Origin of the sequence: Martelella sp. AD-3 (assembly GCF_001578105.1) — a bacterium.
Classification (GTDB): Bacteria; Pseudomonadota; Alphaproteobacteria; order Rhizobiales; family Rhizobiaceae; genus Martelella.
Window position 1 is genome coordinate 308,777 of record NZ_CP014276.1, and the last position, 6,000, is coordinate 314,776.

At 55.8% G+C, this 6,000-nt stretch carries 5 protein-coding genes; all 5 read left to right on the top strand.

The features are described from left to right. Positions 1-630 precede the first annotated feature (630 nt). The 5 genes from AZF01_RS22485 to AZF01_RS22505 all read left to right on the top strand — a co-directional run bounded on the left by AZF01_RS22485 (position 631) and on the right by AZF01_RS22505 (position 5,839). A complete protein-coding gene (locus AZF01_RS22485) occupies positions 631-1,623 on the top strand; it encodes a dihydrodipicolinate synthase family protein (protein ID WP_024709208.1) in 993 nt (330 codons plus the stop codon). A gap of 44 nt (positions 1,624-1,667) precedes the next feature. Continuing rightward, complete coding sequence (locus AZF01_RS22490; RefSeq protein ID WP_024709207.1) at positions 1,668-2,741, top strand: exo-alpha-sialidase; 1,074 nt, start codon at positions 1,668-1,670, stop codon at positions 2,739-2,741. A 38-nt stretch (positions 2,742-2,779) separates the two neighbouring features. Next, positions 2,780-3,757, top strand: a complete 978-nt coding sequence (locus AZF01_RS22495; RefSeq protein ID WP_024709206.1) for a tripartite tricarboxylate transporter substrate binding protein — start codon at positions 2,780-2,782, stop codon at positions 3,755-3,757. 69 nt (positions 3,758-3,826) lie between these two features. Beyond that, entirely contained in the window at positions 3,827-4,288 is a 462-nt protein-coding gene (locus AZF01_RS22500) for a tripartite tricarboxylate transporter TctB family protein (protein WP_024709205.1), read from the top strand. A 21-nt stretch (positions 4,289-4,309) separates the two neighbouring features. Then, entirely contained in the window at positions 4,310-5,839 is a 1,530-nt protein-coding gene (locus AZF01_RS22505) for a tripartite tricarboxylate transporter permease (RefSeq protein WP_024709204.1), read from the top strand. The last annotated feature ends 161 nt before the right edge of the window (positions 5,840-6,000 follow it).

The window sequence follows — 6,000 nt, forward strand, 5'->3', positions numbered from 1 at the left end:
TCGATGTTGGCCATGCAAACAGCGCATGCCTTCTCGGCGCAGATTATACGTACCTCTGAGACCAATACCGAGGCCGCCCAAGCCAGTGCGCGAAAGCGCCAGCACATTCCTGGCTTACGTGGCTGACCACAGCACTGCATCTTTTCTCCTACAGATACGATGCCTTTGCCGCGCCTGAGGCGGCAACCAACGCCTTGTGCAGCCTGAAGTCCTCTAAAAGCCGCATTTCACCTTTTGTCCGTCTCCCAAAAAGCGGCATGCCAAGGGACAGATACCACGCGTTCGCTTCGGGGCAATCTTCGCCGAAATGACAAATCTCAACTGATACAATCACTTATTTGATTACTAATTCAAAAATATCTACTATTGATCATTTTATATCTTGTCGAACCACGGGAAAGTGAGTAAGCATCAATGCTAACACGTAGCAGCACAATCACTGCGAACGATGTGAGCTGCAGAAGCCTTGCCAGCTTTCGGCGAAATGCAGTTTTGCGCAGCTGCCTTTCAAAGAGCGCTCTTAGGGCTTTCTGCCGTGTCCGGGACACTGCGATGCTGCGGCTCAGACCAGACTTAGGCGCGGGGCAGTGGCCTTGAAGAAGGTGCGCTTCCTGCAGCAAGGAAAGACAAATGACCAAGGCACTCGAAAGCGCGCACGACCACCACACAGGCATCTGGCCTGTTATGCTGACCCCGTTTACCGAGAACCTCGAAATCGACTGGGCGTCGCTTGAAAATCTGATCGACTGGTATCTGGCGGCCGGCGTTCACGGTCTTTTCGCCAACTGCCAGTCGAGCGAGATGTTCTTTCTGAGCGATGCCGAATCGGAAAAGCTGACCCGTTTCGTCGTCGACTATGTTGATGGCCGTGCGCCGGTTGTTGCGTCGGGCCACACCGGCAATGCGCCCGGCCATCAAGCAGAGCAACTGCAGGCGATTGCTGAATGCGGCGTTGACAGCGTCATCATGATCTCCAATCGGCTGGCCGCTCAGGATCAATCCGATACCATAGTCCTGGAAAATCTCGCTGCTCTGACAGAAAAGCTGCCGACCAATGTCGGCCTTGGCGTTTATGAGTGCCCCTACCCCTATAAACGCCTCTTGAGCGAAGAAGCCGTATCATGGGCCGCGAAGTCCGGTCGCTTCACTTTTCTCAAAGATACCTGCTGCAACATCGAGATGCTGCGCCGACGCGCCGAACTGGCTAAGGGAAGCCGGCTGCATATCGCCAACGCCAATGCCCAGACGCTCCTGGAGAGCATGAAAGCAGGCTGCCATGGCTACAGCGGCGTGATGGCAAACTTCCATCCTGCACTTTATGTCTGGCTGTTTGAAAAATGGCAGAAAGAGCCCGAAAAAGCGGAGATTCTGTCCAAATTCCTGTCGCTGGCCGCCCTGACAGAAAGCATGAGTTACCCAGCCTGCGCCAAGGATTTTCAGAAAGCCGTCGGCAATTTTGCATCAGTGAAATGCCGTTCGCTGACCACCGGCAGCTACTTCGACAATCATGTCTCGTCGACAGTTTCGCAGATGATTGCTCTCGGAGACTGGCTGAGCCAGACGCTTGAACTCGGCCTTCCCGCAACGGCTTCTCAACCGGAAAGCCGGGTTGCGGCCGAGTAGACTGAACGACCACTGTTATCGAAGAGGAGGAGACCTTGTCGATGATGAATGTAAAGCTACAGACAAAAACCTTTATCGTTCCGCCAGACCATACCCTGTTTCGGAACTGCCACGCTTCCACTGTTATTGTCCTCCCAGACAATACCCGGCTCACCGCCTTTTTCGGCGGTGAGCGCGAAGGCGAAGGCGATGTCGCCATCTGGACCGTGCGCGGAGACGGCGAAAGCTGGGAAACCCCCCGCCGCCTCTTTGCCGAGGACGGCCTTGCGCACTGGAATCCGGTTCTCCTCAACGAAGGCAATACGGTCTGGCTATTCTACAAGGTCGGCCCGACGGTCCACACATGGACGACGCGCTGGAGCCTCTCGCATGATGGCGGACTGACATGGTCAAAGCCAACTGAGCTGGTTCCCGGTGACAGCGGACCGCGAGGCCCGGTGAAGAACAAGCTTCTTGTGATGTCCAATGGTGAATGGCTGGCTCCGGCTTCGGTTGAAACCGAAGAGATCTGGGATGCATTCGCGGATATTTCCGCAGACGAAGGCGAAAGCTGGACCCGCTGCGATGTTCCCTTCACCCACCACAGCAATAGTGACCCGCACGATAATGGCGGCGTCTGGGGCGGGCTGGCCGAAAACGCTTTGTGGGAAACCGATCCGCAGAAGGTTTTCAGATGGGATGGGGTGATCCAGCCAAGCGCGTGGGAATCGGCTCCGGGCAAAATCCATATGCTGATGCGCTCGACCCGCGGTCACCTTTACAGAACAGATTCCGATGATTTCGGCCGGACATGGTCTGAGGCCTATCCGACCGGAACCGTCAATAACAATTCCGGCATCGATGTTGCCGAAACCGGCGGCGTACTTGCGCTTGCCTATAACCCGAATGGCGGCAACTGGGGCCGTCGTACGCCTCTTTCCCTGGCGCTTTCAAATGATAATGCCAAAACTTTTCAACGAGTTATCGACCTCGAGACTGAAGAGGGCGAGTTCTCGTATCCGGCAATCATTGCCAGAGGCAAAGAGCTTCACCTGACTTACACACACAACCGTAAGTCAATCGTCTACTGCCATTTGACACTGGAGGATGGCTCGTTTTCCGGTCTGCAAAAGAGATAGACAGACCGGGAATAACCAGCACAACAAGGGAGTTGAGAATGCTGAAAGCAATTGGACTGGCGCTTTGTGGCGTACTGGCTTTGGCCAGCGTGCAGGCCACAGCGCAGGAGCTGACTTATCCGAAGAAGAACATCACCGTCATCATCCCGAAGAATCCGGGTGGCGGCACGGATACCTCAGCCCGCCTGACACTGGAGTATGCCAAGAAATACCTGCCGGAAGGCGTGATTTTCGTTCCGGAAAACAAGCCCGCTGGCAACGGCGTGACGGGCCTGATCGAGGCTGCCCGCGCAAAGCCCGATGGGCAGACACTGGTCATGACCACCGTTGAACTGGCTATGTTCCCGCATCAGAACAAGTCGCCGGTCAACTACGAGAACTTCACCGGTCTTTATGCACCGATCGCCGACCCGGCTTCTCTGGTTGTCAACGCCGACAGCCCGTACAAGACGCTGGAGGATTTCGTCGAAGCTGCCAAGGAAAACCCGGGGAAAATCCAGGTTGCCAACTCCGGAACGGGCGCGATCTATGATCTTGCCACGATCAACATGGAACAGCAGCTGGGTATCGACCTGAAGCGGATTCCGTATTCTGAAGGCATTGGCCCGGCAATCGCCGCGCTCGTTGGCGGTCATGTTGACGCCGTTGTCACCACACCGGGTGCAGCCAAGCCGCAGATCGATGCCGGTGCACTGCGTATGCTCGGCGTCATGGATTCCAAGCGTTTTGCGCTGTTCCCCGATGTTCCCACCTTCAATGAAGTTCTGGGCGCAGGTACAGATACGCAGCTGCGTGCATGGGCAGCCATTGCAGGCCCGGCCAACATGCCGGCAGACGTCAAAGGTCAGCTGATCGAAGTCTTCAAGGCAGTTGCTGCGGATCCTGACTTCCAGCAGGCCATGAAAAACCAGGGCATCATGCCCAGCACACTGGTTGGTGATGAAGTTCAGGACATGATGAAGCGTGACGATGAAATGTACGCCAAGCTCATCGAAGACTCCAAAAATTCCCAGTAAGCAATGATTGTTGCGCTCAACCGCGGCCCTGAAAATTCAGGGCCGCGGCCCCGGGCGGGGAGGAAAGCAATGAAAAAATACAATGTTCTGGTGGCTGCCGTTTCCATTCTTTTTGGCCTTGGCATCTTCTGGTTCTCCCGTGGTCTTTCGACGATGTCACCGGATGGTGTTCCCGGAGAAGCCTTCTGGCCACACATGATCGCCTGGCTTCTGATCGGCCTCGGTCTTCTTCAACTGATTGAGGTTCTTGCCTTTCCCGCTATCAATGCAGGTCGCGAGGTCATTCTTGGCGCTCCGGGAAATCTTTTGGCCTATCTTGCCGCAGCCGTTGCCTTTGGTTTTGCAACGCTGATGGTATGGGCAGGTTTTGTGATTGCAGGCATCATCATGATGCCGATCATCATGCTGATCATGGGTGAACGACGCCCGCTGATTATCGGGGTTACAACCGCCGCCGCCATCGGCGTCATCTGGTTCTTCTTCGTTCACATCTTCAACATTTCGCTGCCGGCCCCGGCATTTCTGGAATAGCGCCGGGAAGGAACCAAGATCATGCATGATATTATTCAAGCTGCAGGCATTGTTTTCAGCTATCAGGCGCTTCTGATCGTATTTATGGGCACGCTTGCCGGCATTCTCATTGGTTCGCTGCCGGGCCTGACTGTGAACATGGGCATCGCTCTGCTGATGCCGCTGACATTCTCCTTCCAGGGGTTGGAAGGTATCCTGATGCTGCTCGGCGTCTATTGCGGCGCCATTTATGGCGGCTCGATCAGCGCCATCCTGATCAATACACCCGGAACACCCGCATCCGCCGCAACGGTGCTGGATGGTTACCCAATGACGCTGAAGGGGGAGGCTGGAAGGGCTTTGGGCCTTTCAACCGCAAGCTCGATGTTTGGCGGTCTTTTCAGCGCGATTGCGCTCATCATCATTGCGCCGCAGCTTGCAAGGGTCGCCACAGGACTGGCTGCTCCGGATTATTTCGCGCTCGGCGTCTTCGGGATATCCATCATCACCTCGGTTTCCTCCCAATCGGTTATCAAGGGCCTGATGGGCGGCTGCATCGGACTGTTTATCGCTACGATTGGCCTTGATCCGATGACCGCAGGCATGCGCTTCACATTCGATTCCTTCTACCTGATGGGTGGTATTTCCTTCGTCCCGGTTCTTGTCGGCCTGTTTGCTTTCTCGCAGGCCCTTCTGGGGATCGAGGAAAACTGGAAGGAGATCCGCGAAAATGCTCCAGCCCGCCCGAAAACGAAAATCACCCGCGTTCTGCCGACATGGGCCGACTTCCGTCGCGTTCTGCCGACCTATATCCGGTCCTCCGCGATTGGTACTGCCATCGGCTCGATCCCGGGCACAGGCGGCGATATTGCTTCCTTCATCTCTTATACGGAAGCCAAGCGCTGGTCGAAGCATCCGGAAGAATTCGGCAAAGGCTCGATCGAAGGGGTTTCCGCACCTGAAGCCGGAGCCAACTCGGTTGCCGGTGGTGCCATGGTGCCCCTGATGACGCTTGGTATTCCAGGCGATGGCGCAACAGCCATTATGATGGGCGCCTTCATGGTGCAGGGTCTCCAGCTTGGTCCGCTGCTGTTCACAGAGCACCCGGTTGAGGTCAACACGATCTTCATCGGCCTTCTGGTCGCCAACCTGATGATGGGGCTACTGGGTTTCTCCTCGATCCGCCTGTTCACCCGCGTCATGTCAGTTCCCCGTAAGCTGCTGGTTCCGATTATTCTGGTGCTCTGCACCGTTGGCGCCTATTCAGTGAATAATACGATGACCGATGTGTTCGTCATGATGATTGCAGGGGTCTGCGCCTACGTCATGCTGAAGCTCGACTTCTCGATGTCGCCGGTCATCATCGGCATTATTCTCGGGCCCATGGTTGAAGGCAATCTGCGGCGTTCGCTGATCATGTCCGATGGCGATTTCTCGATCTTTGCGACCAGCCCGGTCTGTGCAATTTTCCTGGTCATTGCGCTTCTGACCCTGACGATCCCGGTCATAGGCCCGAAGATCAAGGCGCGCCGTCAGGCTCGCAAGGCAGCCGAAGACGGTTTAAGCGCGTAGAACGCGACACATCAGACCCGAACAAAAAAGCCGGCGGGAAACTGCCGGTCTTGTTGTCCGGGTAAGTGCGGCATCAAATGGAAAAGCTAGCGCATCGGCCCGAAAATCGGAATCGATTTTCGGAAAGCACGATGCGTAGATTCAATAGGTTAGATGTGGGC